General features: G+C 58.3%; 23 protein-coding genes and 2 pseudogenes. 20 read left to right on the forward strand and 5 right to left on the reverse strand.

Features of this window, described 5'->3' with window-relative positions:
• Nucleotides 1-424 (forward strand): annotated as a pseudogene (locus Q4Q11_RS20605) (MFS transporter); the annotation flags it as partial.
• A gap of 93 nt (nt 425-517) precedes the next feature.
• On the opposite strand, the gene Q4Q11_RS20610 reads toward Q4Q11_RS20605, so the two are convergent.
• Nucleotides 518-1,303, reverse strand: coding sequence for a hypothetical protein (locus Q4Q11_RS20610; RefSeq protein WP_498570649.1), 786 nt, complete (start codon nt 1,301-1,303; stop codon nt 518-520).
• Nucleotides 1,304-1,730: 427 nt separating this feature from the next.
• Between Q4Q11_RS20610 and Q4Q11_RS20615 the strand changes: the two genes are divergently transcribed.
• The 3 genes from Q4Q11_RS20615 to Q4Q11_RS20625 all read left to right on the forward strand — a co-directional run bounded on the left by Q4Q11_RS20615 (nt 1,731) and on the right by Q4Q11_RS20625 (nt 5,112).
• Nucleotides 1,731-2,882 (forward strand): MFS transporter, encoded by a 1,152-nt coding sequence (locus tag Q4Q11_RS20615; protein WP_498570650.1) that lies wholly within the window; start codon nt 1,731-1,733, stop codon nt 2,880-2,882.
• A 217-nt stretch (nt 2,883-3,099) separates the two neighbouring features.
• Nucleotides 3,100-3,843: a 2OG-Fe(II) oxygenase gene (locus tag Q4Q11_RS20620; RefSeq protein ID WP_112512806.1), complete on the forward strand. Its 744-nt coding sequence runs from the start codon at nt 3,100-3,102 to the stop codon at nt 3,841-3,843.
• 24 nt (nt 3,844-3,867) lie between these two features.
• On the forward strand, nt 3,868-5,112 hold the full coding sequence (locus Q4Q11_RS20625) for a nucleotidyltransferase family protein (protein WP_498570651.1): 1,245 nt from the start codon (nt 3,868-3,870) through the stop codon (nt 5,110-5,112).
• Here Q4Q11_RS20625 and Q4Q11_RS20630 read toward each other — a convergent pair.
• Together Q4Q11_RS20630 and Q4Q11_RS20635 are read right to left on the reverse strand one after the other, a co-directional pair.
• Complete coding sequence (locus tag Q4Q11_RS20630) at nt 5,096-6,019, reverse strand: transporter (protein ID WP_498570652.1); 924 nt, start codon at nt 6,017-6,019, stop codon at nt 5,096-5,098. The genes Q4Q11_RS20625 and Q4Q11_RS20630 overlap by 17 nt on opposite strands.
• Nucleotides 6,020-6,195: 176 nt before the next feature.
• Complete coding sequence (locus Q4Q11_RS20635) at nt 6,196-6,420, reverse strand: hypothetical protein (RefSeq protein WP_041678118.1); 225 nt, start codon at nt 6,418-6,420, stop codon at nt 6,196-6,198.
• A 672-nt stretch (nt 6,421-7,092) separates the two neighbouring features.
• On the opposite strand from Q4Q11_RS20635, the gene Q4Q11_RS20640 reads away from it, so the two are divergent.
• From Q4Q11_RS20640 to Q4Q11_RS20680, 9 genes are all read left to right on the forward strand, one after another.
• Complete coding sequence (locus Q4Q11_RS20640) at nt 7,093-8,106, forward strand: UDP-glucuronic acid decarboxylase family protein (RefSeq protein WP_498570653.1); 1,014 nt, start codon at nt 7,093-7,095, stop codon at nt 8,104-8,106.
• The gene (gene galE / locus Q4Q11_RS20645) at nt 8,106-9,092 is read left to right on the forward strand and encodes a UDP-glucose 4-epimerase GalE (RefSeq protein WP_498570654.1); all 987 of its coding nucleotides are present in this window, start codon (nt 8,106-8,108) and stop codon (nt 9,090-9,092) included. The genes Q4Q11_RS20640 and galE overlap by 1 nt, the downstream gene beginning before the upstream one ends.
• The gene (locus tag Q4Q11_RS20650; RefSeq protein WP_498570655.1) at nt 9,089-10,945 is read left to right on the forward strand and encodes a glycosyltransferase family 2 protein; all 1,857 of its coding nucleotides are present in this window, start codon (nt 9,089-9,091) and stop codon (nt 10,943-10,945) included. The genes galE and Q4Q11_RS20650 overlap by 4 nt, the downstream gene beginning before the upstream one ends.
• Before the next feature lie 12 nt (nt 10,946-10,957).
• The gene (locus Q4Q11_RS20655; protein ID WP_498570656.1) at nt 10,958-12,376 is read left to right on the forward strand and encodes a UDP-glucose dehydrogenase family protein; all 1,419 of its coding nucleotides are present in this window, start codon (nt 10,958-10,960) and stop codon (nt 12,374-12,376) included.
• The gene (locus tag Q4Q11_RS20660; RefSeq protein ID WP_498570657.1) at nt 12,360-12,929 is read left to right on the forward strand and encodes a DUF995 domain-containing protein; all 570 of its coding nucleotides are present in this window, start codon (nt 12,360-12,362) and stop codon (nt 12,927-12,929) included. The genes Q4Q11_RS20655 and Q4Q11_RS20660 overlap by 17 nt, the downstream gene beginning before the upstream one ends.
• Entirely contained in the window at nt 12,926-13,870 is a 945-nt protein-coding gene (locus Q4Q11_RS20665) for a glycoside hydrolase family 26 protein (protein ID WP_498570658.1), read from the forward strand. The genes Q4Q11_RS20660 and Q4Q11_RS20665 overlap by 4 nt, the downstream gene beginning before the upstream one ends.
• 27 nt (nt 13,871-13,897) lie before the next feature.
• Entirely contained in the window at nt 13,898-14,398 is a 501-nt protein-coding gene (locus Q4Q11_RS20670) for a DUF995 domain-containing protein (RefSeq protein WP_498570659.1), read from the forward strand.
• A 952-nt stretch (nt 14,399-15,350) separates the two neighbouring features.
• Nucleotides 15,351-16,478, forward strand: a complete 1,128-nt coding sequence (locus tag Q4Q11_RS20675; RefSeq protein WP_498570660.1) for a helix-turn-helix domain-containing protein — start codon at nt 15,351-15,353, stop codon at nt 16,476-16,478.
• 143 nt (nt 16,479-16,621) lie between these two features.
• Nucleotides 16,622-17,419, forward strand: a complete 798-nt coding sequence (locus Q4Q11_RS20680; RefSeq protein ID WP_498570661.1) for a creatininase family protein — start codon at nt 16,622-16,624, stop codon at nt 17,417-17,419.
• Here the strand turns inward: Q4Q11_RS20680 and Q4Q11_RS20685 are convergent.
• Complete coding sequence (locus Q4Q11_RS20685) at nt 17,407-18,375, reverse strand: LysR family transcriptional regulator (RefSeq protein WP_498570662.1); 969 nt, start codon at nt 18,373-18,375, stop codon at nt 17,407-17,409. The genes Q4Q11_RS20680 and Q4Q11_RS20685 overlap by 13 nt on opposite strands.
• Nucleotides 18,376-18,559: 184 nt before the next feature.
• Between Q4Q11_RS20685 and Q4Q11_RS20690 the strand changes: the two genes are divergently transcribed.
• The 6 genes from Q4Q11_RS20690 to Q4Q11_RS20715 all read left to right on the forward strand — a co-directional run bounded on the left by Q4Q11_RS20690 (nt 18,560) and on the right by Q4Q11_RS20715 (nt 24,808).
• The gene (locus Q4Q11_RS20690) at nt 18,560-19,576 is read left to right on the forward strand and encodes an ABC transporter substrate-binding protein (RefSeq protein ID WP_113214284.1); all 1,017 of its coding nucleotides are present in this window, start codon (nt 18,560-18,562) and stop codon (nt 19,574-19,576) included.
• A 238-nt stretch (nt 19,577-19,814) separates the two neighbouring features.
• Nucleotides 19,815-20,639, forward strand: a complete 825-nt coding sequence (locus Q4Q11_RS20695; RefSeq protein WP_498570663.1) for an ABC transporter ATP-binding protein — start codon at nt 19,815-19,817, stop codon at nt 20,637-20,639.
• On the forward strand, nt 20,639-21,505 hold the full coding sequence (locus tag Q4Q11_RS20700) for an ABC transporter permease (RefSeq protein WP_498570664.1): 867 nt from the start codon (nt 20,639-20,641) through the stop codon (nt 21,503-21,505). The genes Q4Q11_RS20695 and Q4Q11_RS20700 overlap by 1 nt, the downstream gene beginning before the upstream one ends.
• Nucleotides 21,505-22,818 (forward strand): cytosine deaminase, encoded by a 1,314-nt coding sequence (locus Q4Q11_RS20705; RefSeq protein ID WP_498570665.1) that lies wholly within the window; start codon nt 21,505-21,507, stop codon nt 22,816-22,818. The genes Q4Q11_RS20700 and Q4Q11_RS20705 overlap by 1 nt, the downstream gene beginning before the upstream one ends.
• A 2-nt stretch (nt 22,819-22,820) precedes the next feature.
• Nucleotides 22,821-24,230 (forward strand): FAD-binding oxidoreductase, encoded by a 1,410-nt coding sequence (locus Q4Q11_RS20710; protein ID WP_498570666.1) that lies wholly within the window; start codon nt 22,821-22,823, stop codon nt 24,228-24,230.
• On the forward strand, nt 24,227-24,808 hold the full coding sequence (locus tag Q4Q11_RS20715) for an NAD(P)H-dependent oxidoreductase (RefSeq protein WP_498570667.1): 582 nt from the start codon (nt 24,227-24,229) through the stop codon (nt 24,806-24,808). Before Q4Q11_RS20710 ends, Q4Q11_RS20715 begins: the two co-directional genes overlap by 4 nt.
• 101 nt (nt 24,809-24,909) lie before the next feature.
• On the opposite strand, the gene Q4Q11_RS20720 is transcribed toward Q4Q11_RS20715, so the two are convergent.
• Entirely contained in the window at nt 24,910-25,209 is a 300-nt protein-coding gene (locus Q4Q11_RS20720) for a hypothetical protein (RefSeq protein WP_498570668.1), read from the reverse strand.
• A gap of 534 nt (nt 25,210-25,743) precedes the next feature.
• Between Q4Q11_RS20720 and Q4Q11_RS20725 the strand changes: the two are divergent.
• A pseudogene (locus Q4Q11_RS20725) lies at nt 25,744-26,092 on the forward strand (hypothetical protein); the annotation flags it as partial.

The raw sequence follows: 26,092 nt of genomic DNA on the forward strand, positions 1-26,092 counted from the left end.
CTTCACGATCGGCAACTGGCTCGGCGGGCGGCTTGCCGACTGGTCGCTCGACGGTGCGACCAAGATCTTCCTTGCTCTGCTCTCAGCCATCATGTTCGTGCTGCCATTGGCAATGGCGACCCACGCGGGAGCCGCCATCGGTTTGCTTCTTTGGGGTGGGGCAGCATTTGCCATCGTCCCGCCAGTGCAGATGCGCGTCATGGAGGCGGCAGCGGAAGCGCCAGGCCTCGCCTCTTCCATCAATGTCGGGGCTTTCAATCTGGGCAATGCCTTGGGTGCGGCAACCGGTGCTGCCGTCATCAGCCTTGGTTTCAGCTATGCGGCAGTCTCGATCGCTGGAGGACTACTGGCCGCTGCCGGCTTGGTGCTGGTGTTGATCGGCACGCGCAAGCGGTCGTCACTGCCGGCAAATTGCAACGCTTGAAGCATCGAAGTCCTCGAACTAAGTCCGATCAAGCCGTCTGCAGGTTGCTGTTATCGCCTGCAGGCGGCTCTTCGCCACCCAGAAAAGCAAGCTTCACGGCCACTTAATTTCGAGCGTGATCATATAGTTGCTGTAGTTGGGGGGAGCCGGCGGCGTGTTGTGGTTGGTGGCTGAAAAGATCGAATAGTCGGTTATGCGCGGAGGCGTGGATGGCAGCTTCACATCCGGACGCCAGGACGCCTTGATCGTTATATTGTCCGTGGCGCGATAGGAAAGATCGAGCTCGCGGCTCCTGCTTGCACCATCCCGGGAATGCTTGCCCGCCAGGGACCACTTGTCCCAAGACGCTTCCACGCTCTCGGTTGTCTGGGTGCCTTTGCGCTCATAGGTGCCGCTCAGCGAGGAATTTTTATCCTTAGTCGACACCTTATAGAGCTGATCCTGAACCTTGCCGTTGAAATCGGTTGTTATCGTGGCGCTGCCTTCGGTATTACCATCCGACGAGCGCGCCTTAACGTCGAATATGATGGTCTTGTTGCCGACATAGACACCGACGTTCGGATTGAGCCCGTTCGTCTTGAAGCCGATGTCGCTCTTCGCCTTCGAATCGAGGACGATGGGCCGCTCGGGCGACTGGAAATACCTTCCAAGCAAATCCTGCTGGGGTCTGGTCGGCGCAATGGGCTTGCCCATCGGGTCGAAGGCCCCCATGACCGTGCAGCGCTGGCCGCTCACCCAGCTGTTGACGGCAAAGATCAGATGTCCGTCATCGCCAATGGCGGCGACGCCCTGATGCAGGCTGTTCCTCAAATTATAGCGACCGCAGCAGGACAGTGAGTTGTCGCTCGCGGCCTCGAAGGAGCGTCCAGAAAAAAGCACGCCGGACGGCAATCCCGATGCGGCACTGCTCCCCAGGATAGGACAGCTGGAGAGCGGCATCAGCCTGTAGCTGTGCAAATCCGTTTGCGGCATCTGGCCCGCTGGCCGGGTGAGCGGTGCTAATCCCATATCTGATCTACCGTTTCTTGATCCGCTGATGAAGGATGAACATGGAATCTCACTGATCGCCTTGCCGGTGAGAAATGGAGGGCGATGCGATTTGTGCGTGTCCAGTCGGGGGAGTTAGGTCGGCAAGCCTGTTTGTCCAGTCGGCAGGTTTTGTTTCTGACCGGGTTTGCCGCATTTGCCGAATTGGCAAGCGTCACCAATTTGTATGATGATTCAAGGCTCTTCTTATTGCCATCACTGGTTGCTTTCGGATAGACCTCTTCGTCTCACTTGTATTCAGATTCTTCGGAGCTTCAAAATGCGCCTTGAACCGCAGCAGCGAATTTATGTCTGCTTTTTCCTCTTTGCGGTGTCGATGGGCGCGTTGCTGTCGCGCCTTCCCGACCTTCAGGACGCCTTGCAGATCGACAAATCAGAGCTCGGCCTGACGCTGATCGGCGCCGCTATCGGCGCGCTGATATCGCTTACCTTCGTGTCACCGATCGTCGCACGCCTTGGCGCGCGCAGGACGGCATTCATCACCGTGCTTGGAACCTCCGCATCCCTGGCGCTGGTGCCCTGGATGGGAGCGGCTCTTCTGGTCTTTGCCGTCCTGTTTTGCGAGGGCCTGCTTGCCGGAGCGCTCGAAATCAATCTCAACGTCGAGATCGACCGTATCGAGGCGCAGCTCGGCCGAGGTGTGATGAACCGCGCTCATGGCTTCTGGAGCCTCGGCTTCTTCGTCACCGCGCTCGCATCTTCGGCCATCCGGCAGGCCGGCATTTCGATGCAGCTGCACCTTGCCCTGACATTCACCTTCGTCCTTGCTGTAGGTTCGTTGGCGATCGCCGGCATGCGCAATGCGCCGGCACGCCCGACCCAGGATCACCCGGAGGCAGGCCATGTCGCGTTACCGACATTGGGCCTGCTGCCTCTTTGCGTGATCGGTATCGCCGCCTTCCTGGTCGAGGGCGCCGGCATCGATTGGTCGGCGATCTATATGCGCGACGTCTTTCACGTCGAACCCTTCATCGGCGGTCTCGGACTGACGCTGTTTACCTTCTTCATGGCACTGGCGAGACTGTTTGCCGACGGATTCGTCGATCGCTTCGGCTCTCGGTCCGTTGCGCTCTTCCTCCTGCTCCTTTCGGCTGCAGGCCTTTGCGCCGTCTGGCTTGCGCCGCATTCCAATGTGGCACTCCTCGGCTTCGCCTTCATGGGCGCCGGCTGCAGCGCAGTCTATCCGCTCGCCGTTTCGGCCACCGCCCAGCGCACCGACCGTCCAGCCCATGTCAATGTTGCAGCGCTCGGACAAATGTCTTTCGTCGTCTTCTTCCTGGCTCCGCCATTGCTGGGTTTCGTTGCCGAACATGCCGGTATCCGCGCGGCATATCTCGTCTGCATCCCGGTCATCCTCGCCGCCTTGATGGGCATCGGGTCGCTTTCAGCACGTCGCGCTGCGTTTGCGTGAGGATTTTCGGTGCCCGCCCCTATTGCCCACTGCATGGTTCCCTGAATCGGGATCGATCTAAGGATAAAATTATGCAGCGGCTTTAAACGGCTGCAGCGCACGCGCCATATCGGAAATCGGGTGGCCGCCGCGCCGGCCCGGGCGGTAGAATCCCGGTTCTCGCAGCATCCTGGCACATCGAACGCCCTGGAGCGCCCGCCCAAACCGAGGATAGGACATGAACACATCTGCTTTTGCTCCGGCTTCCATGAGAGGTTCCGTCGCAACCCGGGTCGACACTTATGATTGGAAGGCCCTTGCAGGAGAGCTCGACGGTTTCGGCTGCGCCGTTATCCCGCGGCTTCTCTCACCCGAGGAGTGCGATGAGATCTCGAGGCTTTACCCTGAGGAATGTCACTTTCGAAGCCATGTCGTCATGGCGCGTCACGGTTTCGGCAAAGGTGAATACCGTTATTTCAGCTATCCGCTGCCGGAGCTTCTGGGGGGATTGCGCACCGCGCTTTATCCTCGGCTGGCCGGCATCGCAAACGGCTGGAACGAACGGATGGGCATTGAGGAGCGCTATCCCGACGAGCACGCCGCCTTCCTCATGCAATGCCATGATGCCGGCCAGAAACGCCCGACGCCGCTGCTGCTGCAATATAAGCCGGGCGACTTCAATTGCCTGCACCAAGACCTATACGGCGAGCTTGCCTTTCCCATCCAGGTCGCAATTCTGCTTTCCGAGCCTGGCCGCGACTTTACCGGAGGCGAGTTCGTTTTGACCGAGCAGCGGCCGCGCATGCAAAGCCGCGTGGAAGTCGTGCCGCTTCGGCAAGGCGATGCCGTCGCCTTCGCGGTTCATAATCGCCCCGTCCGGGGAGCGAAGGGAAGCTATCGCGTCAATCTCCGTCATGGCGTCAGCCGGGTCCGCTCCGGGATGCGTCACACCGTCGGCATCATCTTTCACGATGCCCGATGACGGGGGGAATCCGGCAGCAAATTTTTGGCCCGCCCACCCTGCCTCACTCTCTCCAACGATGCCGGGTCTGGACTATTTAGCATTCGTATCGCCGATGCTTTGATAGAAATAGATCCGCTTATATTCTATACGGAGTACTTGTTCCTTAATTTAAGTCAATATGCTACAAACGTCGCCGGGAACTCTATAAATAAAGTCCGGCGCAATGCCAGAACAACAAAAATGAAATCGACCGCATTAATCTTTATGCAGCTCGCATCTTGCTTACGAGGAGATCCATCGGGTGCGACGGATTGGGACGCGGTATTGGCACTTGCGAACAATACTTTGCTGACGCCGGCAATTTGGTCGGCCATATCGGCAAACGGCCTGCAAGACCTTCTGCCGGAAGACGTGTTTTCGTTCCTGAATTTCATCCACCGCTGCAATGCGGTCAGAAATGCACGGCTGCGTGCGCAACTGGAGGAGCTGGTTGCCGCGTTGAACGTTGCAGGGATCGTACCGACGCTGAACAAGGGCACGGCACTCCTCGCACCTGCAAGCGCGGATCGCCCCGCGGATCGCATCATGCGCGACATCGACGTCACCGTTACCGATCATGAAAAGGAAACGGCGCAAAAGTGCCTGCTTCAGCTGGGATATGTTCCGATCGAAGCTCTCGGCTGGGGCAGATCCAAGGATGTCGGGGCTGTCGATCTGCATTATCCACCCGGCAGATATCCCCAATATTGGCCCTCGGAGGCGAGCCTTTCGAAACATTCCGAGGAAATCCGTATCGGGTCAGGAAGGGCGCGCATCCTTTCGCCGACACTTCAGGCCCAGCACTGGATTGTGCACGACATGCTGAAGGACGGGCATCTTTGGGCTCTTCATATCGACCTGCGAAACCTTTTTGAACTTTACCGGCTAGCACGAGAATCCGACCGGATCGATTGGCATGAATTGGATATGCTGCTTTCGGATCCCTTGGGCCGAGCAATGCTGGACGCACAACTATTGGCGCTGCGCTCGATTTTCGGAACCGAAATCGTACGAGACAGGCCAATTCCAGCATGGGTGAAGTGGCATCACAGTCTGCGATCCAGGGAATATCACCCCTTGCTGGGAAGTGCCGTCCGGGCAATTGGCCGCGCCGCTTGGGGCATCCGCATCGTGCAGATCCGCTGGCGATTTCGAGGGCCATGGAACGAACTGCCCGGACGTCTTATGCGCAAGGGGCAGAAACTCCTCAGAACCCGCGCCTCGAAGAGCGTTAAAGATCCCGTATGATCTCGACGGCTTCTCCGAGCTGGCCGACCTCCATTTCATATGCCTGGGAGATGTTGACGGCCTTGCTCAGCGCGGCGAACGCCCGATCGGTCAGCTTGTGAGCGGGCGCGGCGGCTTCGGCGAGCAATCTTTGGAAGGCCAGAAGAGGCGACATTCCAGACAATGATTGCCGACGCGCAGCATTCTGACGGAGGAAGATCATTGTCGTCGAGCTCGCCGGTGCAATATGGCCGCCATCGATATCGCCGGGAATAAATCTGACCTCTTTTCCGTCGGAACGAGCGTAGATGGGGCATGACGCGACTTCAGGATGGAAAGCCTGCAAAAGCGGCCAGCTTCCGCTCTTGACGGCAGCTGGAAACGGAATGCCTCGAAGCCCGCCCATCTCGTCAACGATGACGACGTCATCGCCGAACAGCGAACATCCATTTTCGGCCGCCAGGGCAAGTGCGAGCGTCGTCTTGCCTGCTCCTGGGGCACCCGCAATCAGCAATTGCCTGTCCGCAAGCCGCAGAAGAGCCGCATGCAGCGCGAGCGTGAAATCCGTCTGCAGCAATGCATCTGTCAGAAAGGCTTTTACTGCCGGGATAATTTCAGCCCGACGGAACATGCCTATGCTTTTGCCGGCCGCAGCCAGCTCATATCGATCCGCATCGAGCCTGATGACGAGATGTTCATGCCTGCATCCCGGCTCCATTGGAATGACGACGCCGCGAAAGAGCCGCCTCAATTCTGCGGATAAGATATCGGGGCACTCGATCATCCATCTGGAGCCATTCAGAGCAATCGCGAAAATGGACGCCGAGCCCTGGCACGCATAAAGGATACCCAGCCCGACGTAGCGATCGAGCAGGGCTTCGGCGTCCGGCTTCGCCAGCTTGAATTCGGATGAAAATTGCGCCGCCAATTGCCGCCAACCTATGCCTGCGGCAGAATTTGAAACATGCCGCCAGGTCCAGGCCGCAGGGCCGTCGATTTCATATATCCGCTGCTCTCGGCAGTTGAACAATACAAAAGCATTGCCCAACTGCTCAACGAGAATATCCCTACCCGGCAGCAACAGCATGTTCCGCGGCAAATCGATCAGCGATCGTTGTCTTCCTTGCCGGAGTTGCCCGGCACGCCATCATCGCCGCCATTGCCGTAGCCGTTGTTGCCTTGGCCGGACTTGGCGATCGCGCCCGAACTCAGCGTGGTTGAAAGCAAGAAGGTCAGAACCGGCGGCGCCACGACCGCATATTTTCCACAGCCTTCGACAAACTCTCGCCGGCTCGGTCCGATATTTTCCGATTGATCATGCCTGTCCATGAAAGACTCCCCTCGTAGTGTGATTATTACAAGTATTCTTCATGAGCGAGCATAAATCTTAACTTAAATACACATATTTTATGCTCATTTTTGGCAAATTATACATTGTCACAATATGACGAAGCTTGCAACAAGCTTGAAACCGCCAGTTCGGCAACCGCCCATATCGCGTCCTGGCGGCAGAGGCACTCAGCAATGAGACCATAACTAGCCGCGGCGCGTCTGCAGCAAGGATCGCGGATACCTCATCCGATCACCAGATACGTCCGTTAGCGTCGCGCACGCGCGTTCTGCGCAGGAATGGGCGACAAATACCAGGAAGGCGACGGCAGATCGTTGAATAGGTCCATGAGGAAGCGGCGTTTCATGGTCCACCCGCTCTTTGTTTAACGGCTGTTGCAGAGTTATGAAATCTCACAACTACAATTCACGCGGGATGTTACCGGCATGAAATACAACTGTATTTGCCTCGTTATTGAGTTTTCACAACCAATAAATGGACAGATTATCAATTTTCCGAATTGCTCGATAACGACAATAGAGAACAACATTAGTAATTTATTAATCATCGTCGTTACTGGAGCTATCCTAATAATGACGCCTTCGGACGCGCCCCTCTGAAGAGGCGACCGGTATATCTTTGCGTACCTTCGTATTGAGTTGGAGAGTTATATGAATATGCCGTTCAGATCTGCCAGTTTATATTCGAAAATGTTCGAGCGCCGCACGGTTCTCATTGCAGGCGGCGCTGGATTCCTTGGATCTCATCTTTGCGAGCGACTACTGCGCAGTGGCTGTCAAGTCATCTGCCTGGATGACTTCTCGACCGGGCGTATGGAAAATCTAAGACATCTTCTGCGTTTCGATACGTTCAGCTTCATTCGTCACGACATCGTCAATTCCATCGATCTGCCCATCGACGAAATCTACAACCTGGCCTGCCCGGCCTCGCCAGTCCACTATCAGGCAGATCCCGTCCAGACGATGAAAACCTGCGTCTTCGGTTCGCTGAATCTGCTTGAACTGGCCGTACGTCATCAGGCCCGGATATTCCAGGCCTCCACCTCTGAAATCTATGGGGACCCGCATGTTCACCCGCAGCCGGAAGGCTACTGGGGCAATGTCAATTCTTTCGGTCCACGCTCCTGTTACGACGAAGGAAAGCGTTCCGCCGAAACGCTTTTCCACGACTTCCACACGAGGCACGGCGTCGATATCAGGATCGCACGCATCTTCAACACCTATGGTCCGCGCATGCGCCCGGACGATGGCCGCGTCGTTTCCAACTTCATCGTCCAGGCCCTCAAGGGACAGCCGATTACGGTCTATGGAGATGGATCGCAGACGCGCTCCTTCTGCTATGTCGATGACCTCGTCGAGGGTTTTACCCGGCTGATGAGCGATTCCGTGACGCTCAACGTGCCGGTCAATCTCGGCAATCCGGTTGAGTTCAGCGTGCGCGAGCTTGCCGAACAGGTCATCGCCTTGACCCATTCGCCATCAAAGATCGTCTACAAGCCTTTGCCGATCGACGACCCCCGCCAGCGCCGTCCAGATATCACGACTGCGAAACAGGAATTGGGATGGGAGCCGTCTATTGCCCTGGCAGAAGGTCTCGAGGCGACGGTTGCCTACTTCGAGCGCCAGCTCGTCCGGCCGAACAGCGAGCTTGTCGAGGTTGTCTGATGTCCAGGACCGCCATCCTCGTTGCGGGCGGAGCCGGCTTCATCGGCAGCCACACCGCCAAGCTGCTCTACAGGCAGGGTTATGAACCGATCGTCTATGACAATCTCTCGACGGGTCACCTTGCATCGGTACGTTGGGGTCCGTTCGTCGAAGGCGACATTCTCGACACGCCTCGTCTTGTCGAGACCATCGAGAAGCACCGGCCCGCCGCGGTCATCCATTTCGCGGCCTCGGCCTACGTCGGCGAATCAGTCGAAAAGCCGGCCAAGTACTATTCGAACAATGTCAGCGGCACGCATTCCCTGCTGGAGGCCTGCCGTTTGACCGGAACCGACAAGCTCATATTTTCGTCGAGCTGTGCAGTCTACGGCATACCGGAGCAACTGCCGATTCGCGAATGCGAACCGCAGCAGCCCATAAATCCCTACGGTAGAACGAAGCTTATCGCCGAACACATGCTGGCCGATTATGCGGCTGCCTACGGACTCCGCTATGTCGCATTGCGCTACTTCAATGCGGCAGGAGCGGACCCTGAGCAGGAGCTTGGCGAATGGCACGATCCGGAGACCCATCTAATCCCGCGAGCGCTGCTTGCGGCAACCGGTTCCATCGACTGTCTCGAAATCTACGGCAACGACTATGATACTCCGGACGGCACATGCATCCGCGACTACATCCATGTCATGGACCTTGCCCGCGCCCATGTTCTGGCGGTCGATTATCTGAAGACCGACGGCGCCAATCTCGCCGTCAATCTTGGGACCGGCCGCGGGACTTCGATCAGAGAGGTTCTCGACGCAATCGGACTTGCCTCGAAACGCTCCGTTCCGGTCGCCATGCGTCCTCGACGGGACGGCGATCCGCCGGCTCTCTATGCCGCATCCGATCTGGCTGCCGAAAAGCTCGGTTTTCGGCCTCTTTATTCCGATATCGAAACCATCATCCGAACGGCCGCTCCATTCTTCGGATTGGAGATCCAGCGATGACGGCGCCCCGAACAAATCCATGCGCGACGCAGGACGAACCGTTGATGGTTCCCGTCCTTTCAGGCTATCGGCGCGTTGAGTATATCGTCTGCGCCGCTATATGGTTTGCCGCGCTCGTCTATCTCTGGCGCTGGTGGCTTCTGCCGGCACATCATGTCAATCCGCTCGGATCCATTCTGGTCACCGCCGTTTTGGCATGGACGACCCTTCTCCCGGCCTATTTCGTGATCGTCTTTTATCGCGCACGAAAGCCGAACGGACCTTTGCGCCTGCCTGAGGCAAGCCGGGTCGCTATGGTCGTGACAAAGGCGCCATCCGAGCCGTTCGATGTGGTTGCCCATACCTTGCGCGCCATGCTGGCACAGGCGGTGCCGCATGATACCTGGCTTGCGGACGAGGATCCCTCGCCTGCGACGGTCGATTGGTGCAACAGACACGGCGTTTATCTTTCGACCCGCAAGGGGCGTGATGACTATCATCGAAAGACCTGGCCGCGCCGCACGCGCTGCAAGGAGGGCAACCTCGCTTTCTTCTACGATCATTACGGCTATGAGCATTACGACTTCGTCGTCCAGCTCGATGCCGATCATGTCCCGGCACAGGACTACCTTTATCAGATGCTGCGTCCCTTCGCAGATCCTGCTATCGGCTACGTGTCCGCGCCCAGTATCTGTGACAGCAATGCCCGCGAAAGCTGGTCCGCGCGCGGACGCCTTTATGCCGAAGCAAGCATGCACGGCCCCCTGCAGGCAGGTTTCAACAATGGGCTGGCACCGCTTTGCATCGGTTCGCATTATGGCGTTCGTACCGCCGCTTTGAAAGATATTGGCGGCCTCGGTCCCGAACTTGCCGAGGACCATTCAACGACGCTCATGATGAATGCGCATGGCTGGCGCGGCGTCCACGCGATCGATGCCATCGCTCATGGCGATGGTCCACGAACCTTCAGTGACCTTGTCACCCAGGAGTTCCAGTGGTCGCGCAGCTTGATGATGGTACTGCTGCAATATTCACCTAAGTTGTTGCCGCATCTGCCGCCGCGTCTCAAGGCACAGTTCCTGTTCTCCGAGCTTTGGTACCCGCTGTTCTCGATATTCATGGCTTTGATGTTTTTACTGCCGGTGATAGCTCTTGTGGATGGGCGTAGCTTTGTTGATGTATCCTATCCTGGCTTCCTCATCCATTTCATGCCGCAATCTGTCTTGCTGATTGCGTTTGCCTATCGCTGGCGCCGCACCGGTACGTTCAGGCCATTTGACGCGAAGATTTTGAGCTGGGAAGTGACGTTGTTCCTGTTTGCTCGCTGGCCTTGGGCGCTTGCTGGAACGATTGCTGCCATACGTGATTGGATGACTGGGTCTTTCGTCGATTTTCGTGTGACGCCGAAGGGTTCGTCCAATGTCGATCCGCTGCCCTTCCGGGTACTGGCACCTTATGCAGTTCTATCCTTCGTCTCCATATTACCTGTTCTGTCGATTCGTGATGCCGGAGAAACCAGCGGATTTTACATCTTCGCCACGATGAATGCAGCGATCTACACGCTGCTGCTGCTGGTGATCATCATCAAGCATGCTTACGAAAACACTATTTCCATGAGCAGCCGTTTCTATCGTCCTGCTGTTGCGAGCGCATTGCTCGTTCTAGTCGCCCTGCCGGGCTTTGCCGTCACGGAGCATGGTCCGGAAGGACTGTTCTCATTGACCTGGAGCACAGGCGGCTATGCGCTTTTCGCCGAACATTCACCGGTCGCAGGAGCGGGAATAAGCGGACGTCGGCAGCATAGGATCATGTTCGCTCCGCATTGGCGGGACAATAGTGCAATGACGGAAGCTTCTGACAGGAAGGGCGCATGAGCGCAGCCGCAAATGAAGATCGCTGTTATCGGAACTGGATATGTAGGATTGGTTAGCGGCACGTGCTTTGCCGAATGGGGGCATACGGTCATCTGCGTCGATAAGAATACGCGCAAGATTGCCGATCTCCATCAAGGCAGGATGCCGATCTACGAGCCTCACCTCGATGAGATGGTCGAGCGCAACTATGCTGCGGGAAGGCTTGATTTCACCTGCAATCTGAACAGCGCCGTCACCGGAGCCGCCATCGTCTTCATCGTTGTCGCAACGCCTCCTCGCATCGATCGGGTCGAGACGGATCTGTCCTGTATCTATCTTGCCGCCTGCGAGCTTGCGCCGCTGATCACTGACGATACCGTCGTCGTACTGAAATCAACCGTTCCGGTCGGCACGGGAGATGTGGTGCAGAAGATCATTGGCGCGGTACGCAAACCGGGCACATTCTCCGTCGCTTCCAATCCGGAATTTCTTCGTGAAGGTCTCGCGGTGTGCGATTTTCTCGCGCCGGACCGGGTCGTGATCGGTGTCGACGACGAACGCGCGTGCAAGCGCCTCCTGGAACTTTATGATGTCCCTATGGGCCTGCAGGAAACGCCGATCCTCGTCACCACGCGGCGCACCGCGGAACTGATCAAATATGCCGCCAATGCGTTCCTCGCCGCCAAGATAACGTTCATCAACGAACTTGCCGATCTCTGCGAACAGGTGGGCAGCGATGTCGAGGAGCTGGCGCTCGGAATGGGCCTCGACAGACGCATAGGAACGACTTTTCTGGCGCCGGGACCTGGATTCGGCGGTTCTTGCTTTCCGAAAGACACGCAGGCCCTCCTGCGAACCGCACAGGATTACGGCGTCGAGCTGCGCATCGTAGAAGAGACCATCATCGCCAACGATGCCCGCAAGCGACGCATGGCTCTTAAAGTCATGGAAGCGCTCGGCGGCAGCATCGACGGCCGGACCATCGCCATCCTGGGCCTCACCTTCAAACCCGACACCGACGATATGCGCGAGGCGCCGTCGGTACGGCTGATCGAGGCGCTGCAGCGCTTCGGCGGTCATATCCGTGCCTATGATCCGGTCGGCATCGAGAATGCCGCCAGTATGCTCGATCATGTGGTGTTCTGCGACGATCCCTACGAATGCGTAAGGGATGCCGACGCAGCAGTCGTCATGACGGAATGGGCAATCATCAAGAATCTGGATCTGGCGCAACTGAAGAACAATATGCGCCAGCCAATCCTCGTGGATCTCAGGAACGCCTTGCAGGTGGAAGCCGCCCTGCAGCTCGGATTCCGCATTTCCACCATAGGACGCCCCGCCTGCGCGGAAGGCGATCTTCAAAGCATGATGAGACTGAGAAATAAATCGCTTCGGACGGCAAAGGCTTCTTCAGCCGTTACGCGGGAGAGAGAAAATGGCACCATCAGATAACATCATACGCCTTTTGGCCCGCGCAAGTGCGGCAACGCTTGCTATTGTCGCCGTCTTCGGGCTCGCCGCGCCGGCGAGCGCGGCAGCCGCGGAGCCGAGCCTTAAAATGCCGGCCAAAGCCCGCCCGATGACGGCGTTTGAGCTTTACCAGCTCTACCGGGACAGGAGCTGGCAATGGCCCGACGGCGCCGGGCGGATGCAGGATGCGAACCGGCAGTTTTCCGCTTGGGTCGACGGAGCCAAAGGCCCGTCCTGGGCCGAAGGCCGCTGGACTGTGGACGATGCGGGACGCCTGTGTTTGGATGCAACCTGGCACGCAGCGAACGGCAAGTTCCCTGCGAAAACCTGCTTCCTCCATCGAGTTCTCGACAATACCATCTATCAAAAACGCGAATCCGGCGGAGCCTGGTTCGTCTTTCGCCATGGCGTGCCCAACCAAGCCGATGAGGCGCAGAAGTTGGTCGCCAGCGATCTGGTTTCACAGCGGCTAAGCGTCGTGAAGACTACCTTGAACACGAGCAACGCCGAGCTGAGGAAGGAGGCAGTGCAATGAAAACGGCATTCAAACTGACCGCAGCCGTACTTTGCTTCGCAGGCTTGTCCGGAGTAATGTACGCTGCCAACAACGGTCTCGAACCAAAGACAGGCAACCAAGGTACGTTCCACGACAAGCGGCCGATCATCACGCCGCAATCGCTTCCGGGCGGAGCCTATGATCCGAACGGAGATTTTTCCAGCGATACCAATCCCAAGATCGAGCACCTGTTTATTCCCTGGGAAGATGTCGATCTTGCGACCTTGAGCGCGGCAGACATCTATGCGCGCCAACGCGGCCGCTCGCTGCTGCTGACCATCGAGCCATGGTCCTGGGCGCGCAACTGGCGTGTCACTCCAAACGACCTGCTCAAGGGGGTTCTCGACGGGCACTACGACACGAACATGGCGTCGATCTGCTCGGCGGCGGCCAAGCTCCAGCAGCCGGTGACCATTCGCTGGGCTCAGGAAATGGACGAAAAGAACGGACAGTTTACCTGGGCTTACTGGAGCCCCGAAGGATATGTGAAGGCATACAGGCACGTCGTCGACGTATGCCGGCGCTATCTTCCTTCGGCCAAATACATGTGGTCGCCGATGGGCAAGGAAGGGCTTGAAGCCTACTATCCGGGCGATCAGTATGTCGATGTCGTCGGGCTTTCGGTCTTCGGCTATCAGCCCTTCGACAAGTACACGCTTGGGCGCGACTCGACATTCGTCGAAGCGACCAAGCCAGGTTATGAACGCGTCAAGAAATACAAAAAGCCGATCGTCATCGCGGAGCTGGGCTACCAGGGCAATGAGGACTATGTCCATGCCTGGGCCGAAGAAGCCAACAAGCCTCACTCCGAATTCAAGGATCTCGTCGCGGTGGTGTATTTCGACGATCGCGAGGTCTATCCATGGCCCCATAACCTCGGGCGGCCGGATTGGCGCGTTGTCAGCCCGCTGCTGAATTGACCTGCAACGGGCTGAAAGGAGGCAAAGATGTCCCTGTTTCGACTCTGGATGTTGAACGTACTGATCTCGCTGCTGCTGCTCGGCGGCACCGCACATGCTGCCAGCCAGCAGCATGCCGATCGCATGATCGCTCGCCAAGCCGTTCGGGCAGCACCGATGAGTGCCGCGGATCTGCGAAAGCTTTATGCCGGTCGTTCCTGGATATGGAAAACCGGCGCGGGGTTTTTCTCAGCCAAGGGCCGGCATTTTGTAGCATGGTCGCATACGGGTAAGGAAAAATCCTATGCGAGAGGCCGCTGGTATACGACGAACGGCGGCAAAATGTGCATGAGTGCCGTCTGGTACAGCAGGAAATATGCCGCACGCGATGTGTCCTGCTTTCTGCATCGTGAGAAAGCAGGGGTTATTTACCAGAAACGCGCCCCGAATGGAAAATGGTATGTGTTCCGGCACAGCCCGACAAAGCGTGGCGATGAGATTTTGAAATTGCACCGCGGCGATTATGTCAAAAGGCATCTGCGGGCATGATAGTGCGCGCGTGCAAAGAAACGACGCAAAGGCGCGTCGCACCGGGCGGCGTTGAACCGCTCAACCGCAGGGCCATTGGAAACGATGGCCCTGTACCACATTCCGGCGGTCAACGAAGCCCGCCAAACCGATCCTAATTAGTGCCGCGAGTAGCAATGTGACGTTCTGCCAAATCCGCTTGGCGTGCAGACATAGGGAGAGCCCTTGAAATACTCGTCGGAAGAAACAGTCATCTTTCTCTGGACCTGACCGGATCCGTAAAAATAAGTATTGTTCTCACTTTTCTTCATGTAAAGATCGATGGTTTTGTATTTATATTGGCCCGCGCCTGCCGCCGCAGCTCCCTCTACAGAAACGGAGAGAAATAAAATCGTACTTATGAATACGAGAGCCGAACTCAATATGTAACGATTAAGATGCAGATGAAGGCGGGTCCAATTTGAAATCATTCGTTTACTTCCTTGTCTTGATTTCTTTGTATTCACATTTGCGGAAATTATTTCAACCTACAGCACAGAGATCTTGAAAATATTAACAGATTCTGTTTAATTCTATTTGCAGATACAAAATAAGGTCCGCGTTCATGTCACCCTTTCGGGTACAAGTTTTGCATCGCTTGCCATGGCTGCCTGGAACTGTCAGTCAAACACCCTTGGCTTTTGCCAATTCTTCGGTGGAGGCGCGATTAAGCACGGCAAATCCTGTCGTCGGAGACCAAGAAACAGCCTCGTCCGTATCCGTCCAGCCAATGTTCCACACAGGTATGTGGCGAGGTCTTTGCCTGTTTGCGAAGCAAAAAGCTAGCCTAAAGTTTCGGAAAGATGCGCCGGTCCACAGAAAAAACCCGATTTCGAGCCTGATTGGCCGGCCTCACGCATACCACAAGTTGTCAAGGGGCGTGTCGCGACCGCATCAGATGCGATGTGCCATGTAGTGTCGAGGGGCCGCTACGATGATGTGGAGTAAAGCCGAGATTTTCCCTGAAACGTCCAGGCCGATGGAAAGACGTCGCTGGCCACGGACTCTTCAAACGCCGCTCTTCAGCGAAGCGCAGGAAGCAACGGGATTGGCGTCTCTTGCGTTTTCCAGTCAGGACCTATGTCCCGACCAGCAGTTTATCGCGTGGCAGGAGCGTATGGCCCCGCTGGTCGACATGCGCTTGCCGGAACAAGCGAAGGCTGACCAGCCCTTCAACGCAAAGCAGACCGTTTGGAATCTCGAGGGCGCGCTTTTGATCCAGCAGGATGCCCCGGCATTCAGCTTCGAGCGCTCCGCCGAGAAAGTGCGCTTCAGTTCGATCGATCATTGGCAAATCACCTTTCTGCGCAACGGGAGAACCTGGACGAGCGTCAACGGAAAGGTTGTCGAGAACCGGCCGGGAATGATGGAAATACGGATGTTGGGCTGTCCATTTTACGGACGAACATTGCCCGCGCAATCCGTAGCCTTGATCCTGCCATGCGATCTGTTTGCAGCCTATGGCGGACTGCCGAGCGCAAGCAGCAATATAGTCCTTGCCGGCACGCGCGTATCGCTGCTTGCGAGTTACGTCGATTTTCTGGAAGCAAATCTGAATCGCCTGACCAGAGATGATCTGTTAAGCGTCAGGAACCAGCTTCGGGAGATGGTGTTCCATAGCATCGCTCCCCTGACGCATTGCCACATCGACGCCGAGACCTCGCAAAGCGGGTTGATGACAAGGGCACGGCATTTCATCCAGTGCAATCTGGCTTCGGCAGATTTGACGCCCGAAGCGCTAAGCCGCGAACTGGGAATTTCACGGACCCGGCTCTATGAACTGTTCCAGACATCGGGCGGCGTACTGAACTATATCCGCAGGAGACGGCTTCTCGCAGCCCGTGCGGCACTGAACGACCCCGCCAACAGCCGGAAGATCGCCGACATTGCCAATCAGTTCGGCTTTGAGTCCGCGGCCAATTTCTGCAGGGCGTTCACCCATGAATTCGGCTATAATCCGAGCGAGGTCCGCAAGCATTCCGGAGAATTCAAGACGGAACTGTGTCTGCGCGCCAAAGACGCTCCAAGCTTCGATAGCTGGCTTAGTACTCTCGGTCTTTAGAGCGGAATGCCGGAAAGCGTTTCGCGCTTGCGCCTCAGGTGTACGCAAAAAGGCAGCGGCACGCCCGCAAATTGATGCTTTCCACCGTTACCGTCCTTGCCGTATCCGTTGAGGATAAGCGACGCTGACGAGAGGATATGGCGATGGCGAAGCCCTTCTATTGGAACGAACTCAACACCTATGATTTCGCCGATCTCTCGCCCGAGACCACGATTGCGATCCTGCCGATTGCCTCGACGGAACAGCACGGCCCGCATCTGCCGATCGCAACGGATGTCGCGATCGCCGAAGGCATGCTGGCGGAACTGAAGATCCAGCGACCCGACGATATCGATTTCCTCGTGCTGCCGGTGCAGCAGATCGGCAAAGCCAATGAACATATCCACGGTCCCGGTACGCTGTCGCTCGGTGCGGAGCTGCTGATCCCGGTCTGGACCGCCATCGGCGCCAAGGTCGCCGAGGCCGGCATCCGCAAGATGGTCATCGTCAATTCCCACGGCGGCAATCTCGACATCATGGGCATCGTCGCGCGCGAGCTGCGCGTACGCCATCAAATGGCTGTCGTCGCCACGCAGTGGACCCGCTTCGGCACGCCTGACGGCATGATCGACGAGCACGAGCAGCGCTTCGGCATCCATGGCGGCGATGTCGAAACTTCGCTCATGCTGCATTTCCGGCCTGAACTCGTGCGGATGGACAAGGCTGAGAACTTCGCCTCCAAGGCGGAATGGATGAAGGAACATTCGAAGTATCTGCAGCCCTTGCCGCCGCATTCACTCGCCTGGATCGCCCACGATCTCAATCCGAACGGCGTCGTCGGCAATGCCGCCAACGGCACGGCGGAGAAGGGCGCGCTCATCTGCCGCCACGAGGTCGCCGGCTTCATCGAGATGCTGCGCGATCTGCGCGACTATCCCCTCTCAAATCTCTACTCGAAATAGGCATCGGAGCGGCGTCGTTCGGAGAGCGGAATGATATGCCCTTTGGACTGCAGCTCCTCCACCATACCGGCAAGTTCGGCGAGCAGATACTCGACGAAGAGGCTGGTGGCAGCATCGAGCGGCGCGCGGGCGCGGGCGAAGAGCTTCATCGGCTGGGACCGCGAATGCGGCTCGGCGATCGGCCGGAACACCAGCTCGCCGCGGCGGCATTCGGTGATCACATCGAGCGGATTGAGCAGGGTCAGCCCAGCCCCGCATTTGACCATCTGCTTGAGCATTTCCGACGCATTGCTCTCCAGTGCAGGCTCGACCTGAACGGCAAGACGGGCCAGCGTCAAATTGATGATGTCACGCAGGCTGGTGCCGGGCTGGGCCAGTAGCAGCCGCTCCTCCACAACGTCTGCAAGGTTGATCGGCCCCGACCCGATCAAGGGATGACCGGGCGGCAGCACCACGCCGATCGGTATGTCGAAATTGCCGAGCGAGCGGATGCCGGGTGTCGCCGGTATGTTGAAACCGAGACCGATATCGACTTCGCCAGAGACCACCGGCGCAATGGTCGTCGTACCGGCATCGTTGCGCAACTGAATGAAAACCCTTGGATGTTCGGAGAGAAAGCGCGCGATGATCTCAGGCAGGGGACCACCCGTAAGGCCAACCGTCGCGACCATCCTGACCTTGCCGGCCTGTTGCATTTTGAGGCTGCGGATACGCCCCTCCAGTCGCTCGTAGTTCTTCAATACCTCGCGGATGTGCTCGATGCAGAGCTCCCCCGCAGCCGTCAGCCTCAGCCCGCGCGGCAGACGTTCGAAGAGCGGCGCGCCCATCTCCTCCTCCAATGCCAGAATCTGCCGGTTGATCGCAGACGAGGCCACGTTGAGCCGCGCGGCCGCCTTGCGGATCGAGCCGCAGCGGGCAATCTCGTTGATATAAAGAAGCCGTCTCGAGTGCAGCATGCCTGTTCCAATTGCTTATTTTTTGCCCAGGCCGCACAATTTAGGCACAGGCTCGCTAACAGATGCCAAAAAGGCATCAATGCGCACGAATTTTGATGCTTTTCAAAGCGCAAAGCAACCGCTCAAATGCAGGAAATGGGCGCCAACAATGATGTCCCATGGCAGATAGAGGGAACAGTCAGCCATGTATAACGCATTGAAGACAAAAGCATTCTTCGCCGTCATAGGCCTGGCCGCAGCGATCGCGGTGGCCGAGCCTGCAAATGCGCTCGACAAAGTCACCTATGGCACCAACTGGCTTGCACAGGCCGAGCACGGCGGCTTCTACCAGGCGATCGCCGACGGCACCTATAAAAAATACGGTCTTGACGTCACCATTGTTCAGGGTGGTCCCAACGCCGCCAACCAGGCACTGCTCGTCTCCGGCAAGCTCGATTTCTACATGGGCGGCCCACAGCAGGAAATCGATGCGGTCAAGCAGGGGATTCCGATCGTTGATGTCGCGGCCATCTTCCAGAAGGATCCGCAGGTTCTCATCGCTCATCCGGATGCAGGCGTGGAAAAATTCGAGGACCTCGCCAAGCTGCCGACGTTGTTCCTCAGCAAGGATGGCTACATCACCTATTTCGAGTGGATGAAGGCGAACTTCCCGGGCTTCAAGGACGAACAGTTCAAGCCCTACAATTTCAGCCCGGCTCCGTTCCTGGCCGACAAGCAGTCGGCGCAGCAGGGCTATGTGACTTCGGAGCCTTATGAAATCGAGAAGCAGGCCGGCTGGAAGCCGAAGGTCTTCCTGATCGCCGATGCCGGCTACTCGCCCTATTCGACGATGATCACCGCGCAGAAGGCACTTGTCGACAAGAACCCCGATCTCGTGCAACGCTTCGTCAATGCCTCGATCGAGGGCTGGTACAACTATCTCTACGGCGACAACAAGGCGGCCAACGAGCTGATCAAAAAGGACAATCCCGATATGACGGATGGCCAGATCGCGTATTCGATCGCCAAGATGAAGGAATATGGCATCGTGGAATCCGGCGACGCCCTCGGCAAGGGCATCGGTTGCATCACCGAAGCGCACTACAAGAAGTTCTTCGACGAGATGGTCCAGATCAAGCTCTTCGATGCCGATATCGATTACAAGAAGGCCTTCGACCCGCAATTCGTCTGCAAGGGCGTCGGCATGTCGCTGAAGAAGTAACATTGGCGCAAGGCAGCCCCTCACCCTAGCCCTCTCCCCGCTTGCGAGGAGAGGGAGCGATGGAGCAGGAAGCGCCACCGCCGAACCGCGAAAGCAGCAACTGCCGTCATGGGCTGTTGCGATTGTAATGAGTGACCGCGAACACGATCATCCCTCTCCCCGCAAGCGGGGAGAGGGTTAGGGTGAGGGGGCACTTCTTGCTCTAAACCCAATTGCCGACTTCGACAGAGAACCGGATATGACCCTATCCAAAGCAACCACTGTCCCCTCCGCGGAAATACGCAAGCGGCCGCTCGTCATCATGGAGCAGGTCTCCAAGATCTTCTCCAACGGCACGCTGGCACTTTCCGGCATGTCGCTCAATGTGGAGAGCGGCGAGTTCATCAGCCTGCTCGGCCCCTCCGGCTGCGGCAAGTCGACGGCCTTGCGCATCATTGCCGGCCTCGGGGGCGCTTCCAGCGGCAGGATCGACTGGCCGAGTTCGCGCATCAACGCGAAGGGCCTGCCGGAAGGCGATATCAGTTTCGTATTCCAGGAGCCGACGCTGCTTCCCTGGAAGACGGTGTTCGGCAACGTTCATCTGCCGCTGAAGCTGCGGGGAGTGTCGACGATTGCCGCGCACGAACAGATCATGGCAACATTGGCCACGGTCGGCCTGCAGGACTTCGCCGATGCCTATCCGCGCGAATTGTCCGGCGGCATGAAGATGCGGGTTTCGATCGCCCGCGCGCTGGTGACGAAACCGAAGCTGCTGCTGATGGACGAACCCTTCGCGGCACTCGACGAAATCACCCGCCAGAAACTGAACGACGATGTTTTGCGTCTGTGGCAGACGACTGGCATCACCGTCATCTTCGTCACGCATTCCGTCTATGAGTCCGCCTATCTCTCCAACCGCATCGTCGTCATGAAGGCACGGCCCGGCCGCGTCCACACCGACTTTCCATTGGAAACCAGCGGCGAGCGCGATCCTCTTTATCGCTCATCGGAAGAATATCGGCAGGTGTGCGAAAAAGTGTCCCGTTCCCTGATCGAGGCCATCGGCTGGCCGGAGGCCCATTGATGAGCGACAGCACCAGCCTGCATGCCACTCTTTCCATTGAATCCGCCGATGCGCCTTCGGCCGCGGCCGGCAGGAAGCGCAATCTCGAACGGGCGCTCGGAATCCTCGTGCCGATCCTGACTGTACTTGCGCTTCTCGTCCTCTGGCAGCTACTCGTCGTCGGCGCCGGCATTCCGCAATATATCCTGCCGAGCCCGGTCGCCGTCGCCAGGGCGCTCGTCTCCGATTGGGGCATCCTTTGGCCGGCTTTGTGGGTGACGACCGAGATCACCTTCGTATCGCTGATCCTGGCGCTCATTGGCGGCGTCGGCTTTGCAATCTTCCTCGTGCAGTCCCGTTGGATCGAACTTGCCTTCTATCCGCTCGCCGTCATCCTGCAGGTGACGCCGATCGTCGCGATCGCACCGCTGATCCTGATCTACGCCCCGACGCGCGAAGCCGCACTTCTGATCTGCGGCTTTCTCGTCGCCTTCTTTCCGATCCTTTCCAACATGGTACAGGGCTTGAAGAGCGTCGACCACAATCTGCTCAACCTCTTCGACCTCTATGGCGCCTCGCGCTGGCAGGCCTTGCTGCATCTGAAACTGCCGGCGGCCCAGCCCTATTTCATGACGGGCTTGAGAATCGGCGGCGGCCTGTCGCTGATCGCGTCGGTCGTCGCCGAATTCGCCGCCGGCTCCGGCGGTGCGAATTCGGGCCTGGCGTTCCGCCTGCTCGAGGCACAATACCGCCAGAACATGCCGCGGCTCTTTGCGGCACTCCTGCTTCTGTCGGCGCTCGGCGTCGCCATCTTCGCCTTCACCTCGTTCCTCTCATGGCTGAGCCTGCATCGCTGGCATGAGAGCAGCCTCAAGCGGGAGAATTGATGTCCCACGCCTTCATGTCGCCACCGAATGCCGCCCGCTTCGTGCTGAGCAATGCCACCGTTCCCGCTGTGACGCTGGCCGGCTTTCAGGCACCCGCCAACGAGGGGCTTGTCAAGGCCGATATCGTCGTTGCCGACGGCCTCGTCAGCGATATCCGCGCGCCCGGCTCCGTACCGGTGGAATATGCCAAGATCGACATGCGCGACGGCATGGTCTGGCCGACTTTCGCCGACATGCACACCCATCTCGACAAGGGCCACATATGGGAGCGGCAATCGAACCCGGATGGCAGCTTCACAGGTGCGCTCGATGCGGTGCGTGCCGACCGCGAGGCCAACTGGTCGGCAGACGACGTACGCAGGCGCATGGAATTCTCGTTACGTTCGGCTTACGCCCACGGCACCGGCCTGATACGCACCCATCTGGATTCACTGGCGCCGCAACACCGCATTTCCTTCGAGGTCTTCACCTCGGTCCGCGAAGCGTGGAAGGACAAGATCGCACTGCAGGCCGTTGCCCTCTTTCCGCTCGACAGCATGGTGGATGACGCGTTTTTTGCCGACCTCCTCCGCGTCGTGCGCGAAGCTGGCGGCTTGATGGGCGGCGTCACGCAGATGAATCCGGACATCGACGCGCAGCTCGACAAGCTTTTGTGGGCTGCCGCCGACCACGGTCTCGATGTCGATCTGCATGTCGACGAGACCGAGGACAAGCAGGTGCTGACGCTGAAGGCGCTTGCCGAAGCCGTGCTTCGCAACGGCTTTACGGGCAAGGTGACCGCCGGCCATTGCTGCTCGCTTGCCCGGCAGGACGAGGATGTGGCGCGCGCCACCATCGATCTCGTCGCCAAGGCCGGGATATCCATCGTCTCGCTGCCGATGTGCAACATGTATCTGCAGGAGCGCCACGCCGGCCGCACACCGCGCTGGCGGGGCGTGACGCTTCTGCACGAGCTTGCTAGCGCCGGCGTGCCGACCGCGGTCGCCTCCGACAATACCCGCGACCCCTTCTATGCCTATGGCGATCTCGATCCGGTGGAAGTGTTCCGGGAGGCCGTGCGCATCCTGCATCTCGACCATCCGCTGGATACAGCCGCCCGCGTTATCACCACGTCGCCCGCCAGCATTCTCGGCCGCCCGGATATCGGCCGGATCGCCGTCGGCAGCCCCGCCGATCTCGTGCTTTTCAGCGCCCGGCGCTGGAGCGAATTCCTTTCCCGTCCACAGTCCGATCGCGTCGTCCTTCGCAAGGGCAAGGTGATCGATCGCAGCCTGCCGGATTATCGTGAACTCGACAGCGTCATTGGAGCCTGAACATGCCGGATTATCAGCGCATCAAGAAAGAACTCGAAGGTATTGCCGTCGAAGACAATCCGGCGCTCGTGCGCCAGAAGAGCCGGGACTTCTATTGGTATTCGCCGATCCTGAAAGCCCAGCTCGACAACGTCACGGCCGATCTCGTCGTCACCCCGAAGACCGAGGAAGACGTGATCCGCACGCTGAAGGTCGCCTATGCGCATGACGTTCCCGTCACGCCGCGCGGCGCCGGCACAGGCAATTACGGCCAGGCCATGCCGCTTTCCGGCGGCATCGTGCTCAATCTTGCCGCCATGAACAGGATCAAGGAGATCCATCCCGGCCGCGTCATCTGCGAGCCAGGCATCGTCATTGCCGAACTCGACCGCCAGACCAAGGCCCATTCGGGCCAGGAGCTGCGCTTCCATCCCTCGACCGCGCAGACGGCGACCATCGGCGGCTTCATCGCCGGCGGCTCTGGCGGTGTCGGCTCCATCACCTGGGGCGGCCTGCGCGACCTCGGCAATATCCTGCGCCTGCGCGTCGTGACGATGGAGGCGGAGCCCCGCACGCTCGATCTCACAGGCTGGGATCTGACCAAGGTCAGCCACGCCTACGGCACAAACGGCATCATCACGGAGATCGAAATGCCGCTGGCGCCGGCCTATGATTGGGTGGACGTGCTGGTCGGCTATGACGACTTCATGGATGCCGTACGGTTTTCCGATGCGCTTGCCAAATGCAACGGCATTCTCGTCAAGGAGATCGCCCCGATCGCCGCTCCCATCCCGCAGGACTATTTTGCCCGCCACAAGCCCTATATCCGTCAGGGGCAATCGATCGTGGCGCTGATGATCGCGCCGCATGCGATGGACCCGTTCGTCGCCTTCACGATGCAGCAGAAGGGCGAGATCACCTTCCGCTCCGACAAGGTCGAGAGCATGAAGGGCATACCGCATGCCTATGAGCTTGCCTGGAACCACACCACGCTGCGCGCCCTGAAGGTCGATCCGTCGATCACCTATCTGCAGGTGCAATATCCGGGGCCGGATCACGTCGCCAAAGTGCAGAAGATGGTGGAAATCTTCGGCGACGAGGTGCCAGGCCATCTCGAATTCATCAGGTTCGACGGACAGATCCAGTGTTCCGGGCTGCCCCTGGTGCGCTACACCTCCGAGACGCGGCTCGAGGAGATCATCAGGATTCACCAGGATCACGGCTGCCCGATCTTCAATCCGCATCGCTATACGCTTGAAGAAGGCGGCATGAAGCAGACGGATGCGGTCCAGCTTGCCTTCAAGAAGGAAACCGATCCGAAGGGCCTGCTCAATCCCGGCAAGATGATCGCCTGGGACGATCCGAATTTCGATTTCAAATCCGGCAGGAACTATCTCTTCCCCGGCCTTGCGGCGCTGATGGAGGCCTCATGAAGGTCCTTGTCCTTCATTCCCATCCAGTCGAGGAAAGCTATGGTGCCGCGCTGCACCGGAAAACCATCGAAAGCCTGAGGAGTGCCGGTCACGAAATCGACGATTGCAATCTTTACGCGGAAGGCTTCGATCCCGTGCTGTCGCGTCGCGACCGCATGATCTACCACGACTATCCAGACAATATCGAGGCGGTCAAATCCTATGTCGAACGGCTGGAGCGCACCGAGGCCCTGGTGATCGTCACTCCGGTCTGGAATTTCGGCTTTCCGGCCATCCTCAAGGGCTATTTCGACCGGGTCTGGCTGCCCGGCGTCTCCTTCGAACTCGTCGACGGCAAGGTGCGCTCGAAGCTGCAGCATATCCGCAAGCTCGGCGCGGTCTTGACCTACGGCGCCGATCCATTCCGCGCCTTCATTGCCGGCAATCCGCCGAAGAGGATCGTCAAGCGCGTGCTACGCGCCCAGATCAAGCCCTTCGCTCCGGTCGTCTTCCTTGCTCACTACGACATGAACCGCTCGACCGATATTTCCCGCAACCGATTTCTGATGAAGGTCGGTCGGGAGATGGAGCGGTTCTAAACCAGGCCGTCCGCCGAACGGTCCGGCGACACCATCGCACTTCCTCCCGGAGGAACGAAGAATGTGAAAAGCGCCAATTCCGGCGCTCGGCTTGATCCCGTTCAGTGAAATGCCGAGACGCCGACCTTCCATCCGACACAGGTCCGCATGGCGCAAATTATCTCGTGAACATGGGAGATGATGGCGCGGTTGCCTGGGTCGTCGATCATGGCGAGATCTTCGCGCATGGTCTGAAGCATTCGGCCGATATCGAGAAGCTTGCATACGATATCGTCATCGAATTCCTCACCCATATCTTGAACAAGGTCCGCGATAGACGTTGTCAGGCTGTCGACCCACGCGACGCGTTGCTCGGCGTTCAACCGCGCAAAGGTCAGCGAGATGTTATCGACTGCCGGCATTTGTCCGCCTCCAATCAGAGGAATGCCGCCTGTCCGGCCGGCAATCAACTCACAATATCGGCATCGTCACAATTCTTCCACTCTGATTGCGGCCCGGCTGCCGGCTTTTGCGGCGGCGAGGCTTCCGGAAATCGTACAGACCGTCTCTGGACGTGGCGATGCCAGCTGCCGGCATCGATGACGTTCGGTTCGAATGACGCGAACCGATCCTTAACATATCACAAGCACTCTATCGGATACCCAGGAACGAATGGTCGTACAGAAGCAAATCTCTACAGCCATCGAGGAGGCTCCGAGGAAACACCTTGACGAACGCAGACGAAAATACGCCACCTTTGCCATCCACGGCCGGCGGGCGGGGCGGCCCGGAAAGAAACCCGTCTGCTTCACATAGGTGCGCATTCCGCATGCCGATTGCGACATCCGGCCTCGCAGAAGACGCGAGAGAGTCAGCCAAGCGCACAAGGGTTCTGCAGCAGAAACATGCGCTGCCGGGCGGGCTATAGTCTTTCTCACTGCTCCAGTAGATCCAGCATGACGCTGAGAACCCTCACCAAAAAGCCGACCAATCATGGAAAGGGCGCCTCAGTGCGGCAACTGTTCGACAAAATTCGGCAATTCATGGCAGTTCCGGCCGATAATCCGGAGCTGCTGCAGGCACAGTATCGCGCGCTTTCCCGGCAAATGCCGATGATGTATTTCATCCTGATGTCGAGCACCTGGGCGGTCGCCGCAACGCACATGATGATCGCACCGCCTTGGCTGACAGTTGCCACGCCTCTTGCCTTGACGTTGGCTTCCATCCTGCGTGTGTTCCATTGGCGGCGATCGCGTCGCATCGATCCGGAGACGGCACTTCACGCCCTGAGGCGTACCAATCGTC

The sequence above is a fragment of the Rhizobium sp. UFLA01-1127 genome (genome assembly GCF_059803845.1).

Excerpts from the sequence above, each read along its gene's own strand:
- Q4Q11_RS20685 (WP_498570662.1), bottom strand. The coding sequence starts at position 18,375 with ATGCTGCACTCGAGACGGCTTCTTTATATCAACGAGATTGCCCGCTGC.
- Q4Q11_RS20680 (WP_498570661.1), top strand. The coding sequence starts at position 16,622 with ATGGCGAAGCCCTTCTATTGGAACGAACTCAACACCTATGATTTCGCC.
- Q4Q11_RS20695 (WP_498570663.1), top strand. The coding sequence starts at position 19,815 with ATGACCCTATCCAAAGCAACCACTGTCCCCTCCGCGGAAATACGCAAG.
- Q4Q11_RS20640 (WP_498570653.1), top strand. The coding sequence starts at position 7,093 with ATGAATATGCCGTTCAGATCTGCCAGTTTATATTCGAAAATGTTCGAG.
- galE (WP_498570654.1), top strand. The coding sequence starts at position 8,106 with ATGTCCAGGACCGCCATCCTCGTTGCGGGCGGAGCCGGCTTCATCGGC.
- Q4Q11_RS20620 (WP_112512806.1), top strand. The coding sequence starts at position 3,100 with ATGAACACATCTGCTTTTGCTCCGGCTTCCATGAGAGGTTCCGTCGCA.
- Q4Q11_RS20670 (WP_498570659.1), top strand. The coding sequence starts at position 13,898 with ATGTCCCTGTTTCGACTCTGGATGTTGAACGTACTGATCTCGCTGCTG.
- Q4Q11_RS20710 (WP_498570666.1), top strand. The coding sequence starts at position 22,821 with ATGCCGGATTATCAGCGCATCAAGAAAGAACTCGAAGGTATTGCCGTC.
- Q4Q11_RS20635 (WP_041678118.1), bottom strand. The coding sequence starts at position 6,420 with ATGGACAGGCATGATCAATCGGAAAATATCGGACCGAGCCGGCGAGAG.
- Q4Q11_RS20655 (WP_498570656.1), top strand. The coding sequence starts at position 10,958 with ATGAAGATCGCTGTTATCGGAACTGGATATGTAGGATTGGTTAGCGGC.
- Q4Q11_RS20690 (WP_113214284.1), top strand. The coding sequence starts at position 18,560 with ATGTATAACGCATTGAAGACAAAAGCATTCTTCGCCGTCATAGGCCTG.
- Q4Q11_RS20665 (WP_498570658.1), top strand. The coding sequence starts at position 12,926 with ATGAAAACGGCATTCAAACTGACCGCAGCCGTACTTTGCTTCGCAGGC.
- Q4Q11_RS20660 (WP_498570657.1), top strand. The coding sequence starts at position 12,360 with ATGGCACCATCAGATAACATCATACGCCTTTTGGCCCGCGCAAGTGCG.
- Q4Q11_RS20650 (WP_498570655.1), top strand. The coding sequence starts at position 9,089 with ATGACGGCGCCCCGAACAAATCCATGCGCGACGCAGGACGAACCGTTG.
- Q4Q11_RS20705 (WP_498570665.1), top strand. The coding sequence starts at position 21,505 with ATGTCCCACGCCTTCATGTCGCCACCGAATGCCGCCCGCTTCGTGCTG.
- Q4Q11_RS20715 (WP_498570667.1), top strand. The coding sequence starts at position 24,227 with ATGAAGGTCCTTGTCCTTCATTCCCATCCAGTCGAGGAAAGCTATGGT.
- Q4Q11_RS20720 (WP_498570668.1), bottom strand. The coding sequence starts at position 25,209 with ATGCCGGCAGTCGATAACATCTCGCTGACCTTTGCGCGGTTGAACGCC.
- Q4Q11_RS20700 (WP_498570664.1), top strand. The coding sequence starts at position 20,639 with ATGAGCGACAGCACCAGCCTGCATGCCACTCTTTCCATTGAATCCGCC.
- Q4Q11_RS20615 (WP_498570650.1), top strand. The coding sequence starts at position 1,731 with ATGCGCCTTGAACCGCAGCAGCGAATTTATGTCTGCTTTTTCCTCTTT.
- Q4Q11_RS20675 (WP_498570660.1), top strand. The coding sequence starts at position 15,351 with ATGATGTGGAGTAAAGCCGAGATTTTCCCTGAAACGTCCAGGCCGATG.